Source organism: Paracoccus alkanivorans, assembly GCF_003697785.1.
In the GTDB taxonomy this organism is placed as follows: domain Bacteria; phylum Pseudomonadota; class Alphaproteobacteria; order Rhodobacterales; family Rhodobacteraceae; genus Paracoccus; species Paracoccus alkanivorans.
The window spans coordinates 1-1,457 of record NZ_QOKZ01000035.1; the positions used below are offsets into that span (position 1 = coordinate 1).

Annotated in this window: 3 protein-coding genes and 1 tRNA gene; all 4 read left to right on the forward strand. The window is 55.9% G+C overall.

Translation table 11 applies throughout. From position 1 onward, the window contains the following. Positions 1-48 precede the first annotated feature (48 nt). A tRNA-Met gene (locus C9E81_RS22585) sits at positions 49-125 on the forward strand. Positions 126-312: 187 nt separating this feature from the next. Beyond that, the gene (locus C9E81_RS23485) at positions 313-720 is read left to right on the forward strand and encodes a transposase (RefSeq protein ID WP_243698787.1); all 408 of its coding nucleotides are present in this window, start codon (positions 313-315) and stop codon (positions 718-720) included. After that, positions 683-1,105, forward strand: coding sequence for an IS5 family transposase (locus C9E81_RS23490; RefSeq protein ID WP_243698788.1), 423 nt, complete (start codon positions 683-685; stop codon positions 1,103-1,105). The genes C9E81_RS23485 and C9E81_RS23490 overlap by 38 nt, the downstream gene beginning before the upstream one ends. A gap of 110 nt (positions 1,106-1,215) precedes the next feature. Continuing rightward, positions 1,216-1,457 (forward strand): hypothetical protein (locus C9E81_RS22595; protein WP_147457651.1); only part of this gene is annotated, 242 nt, incomplete at its 3' end.

Genomic DNA, 1,457 nt, shown 5'->3' on the forward strand with positions numbered 1-1,457 from the left:
CAGGGCAGAGCACCCTTGTCGGACAAAAACTGACAAAAGCTCAATTGGCGCGGGGTAGAGCAGCCCGGTAGCTCGTCAGGCTCATAACCTGAAGGTCGTAGGTTCAAATCCTACCCCCGCAACCAATTTGATCCGAAAACAATCATATAAACCAGTTCCTTACGCGCAGAACGCCAAGAGGCGTGCTTCTTGCATTTACATGAAAATCGTCCAAACCAGAACCTCTTATCAAGTAACATCAGATACTTAGGCTCCAGACCCATTGATTTCAGGCTCCTGGCATGATTCAGGCTCCGCAAGGAGACCTGATCGATGAGCAACCTTTACTGGCTGACCGACGCCCAGATGGAGCGTCTGCAGCCGTTCTTCCCCAAAAGCCATGGCAAGCCCAGCGTCGATGATCGGCGTGTTCTGAGCCGAATAATCTTCATCAATCGCAATGGGTTACGCTGGTATGACGCGCCGAAGGAATACGGCCAGGTCAAGACTCTTTACAACCGTTGGAAGCGCTGGAGCGACAACGGGGTCTTCGCCCGGATCATGGTGGGCCTGGTCGCCGAGAGCGCCGAGCACAAGACGATCATGATCGATGTGAGCAGGCGAACGCCATGCGTTCGAGTGAGCCTGCGCAAGTATCTGAAGGCCCACCGCACGGCATCGAGTCTGCGGGTCAAAAAGGGGGGTGTGGACGCCAAATCGGGCAAACCAAAGGTGGCATGAACACCACGTTGCACGCCGTTGCGATGCCAAGGGGCGGCCGATCGGGTTCTACATGTCGACCGGCCAAGTCAGCGATTACACCGGCGCGGCGGCTCTGCTAGGCGGCCTGCCGAAGGCGGGGTGGTTGCTGGCCGATAGAGGCTATGACGCCGATTGGTTCAGAGAAGTTTTGAAAAGCAAGGGGATAAAGGTCTTCATCCCCGGCCGGAAGTTCCGCAAGAAGGCCGTCAAATATGACAAGCGGCGCTACAAACGGCGCAACCGCATCGAGATCATGTTCGGGCGCCTGAAAGACTGGCGGCGCATCGCCACACGATACGACCGATGCCCGGAAACGTTCTTCTCTGCGATCTTGCTCGCAGCAACCGTTCTGTTCTGGCTATGATCCAGAACGAGTCCTGAGCCTAAGCATCATGCAGGTCATGGCGGCGCGGAACCCACTGGAAATCAAACCCATTAGCGCTTGCTGAGCCTCAAGAATGGGGGAGAGACCAAATGCAAGATAGCATGTTCATCGGGTCTAAGGGCGGCATTCCAATCTGGACATTTTGGCAAATCGATTCCAAGCTGGCCCGGGTTACCGATGCGTCGCAATTGCAGGAGTCCCGCACTATGGATGGTGCATTCAAGCAGATTGAGCGTCTCGGCCGGCTGACGACGGAACTGGGCGAGGATGTGCTTGTCCTGTTGCGTTTCGACGGCACGGACTACCTGAATGAATTGTTCGAATACCGGGT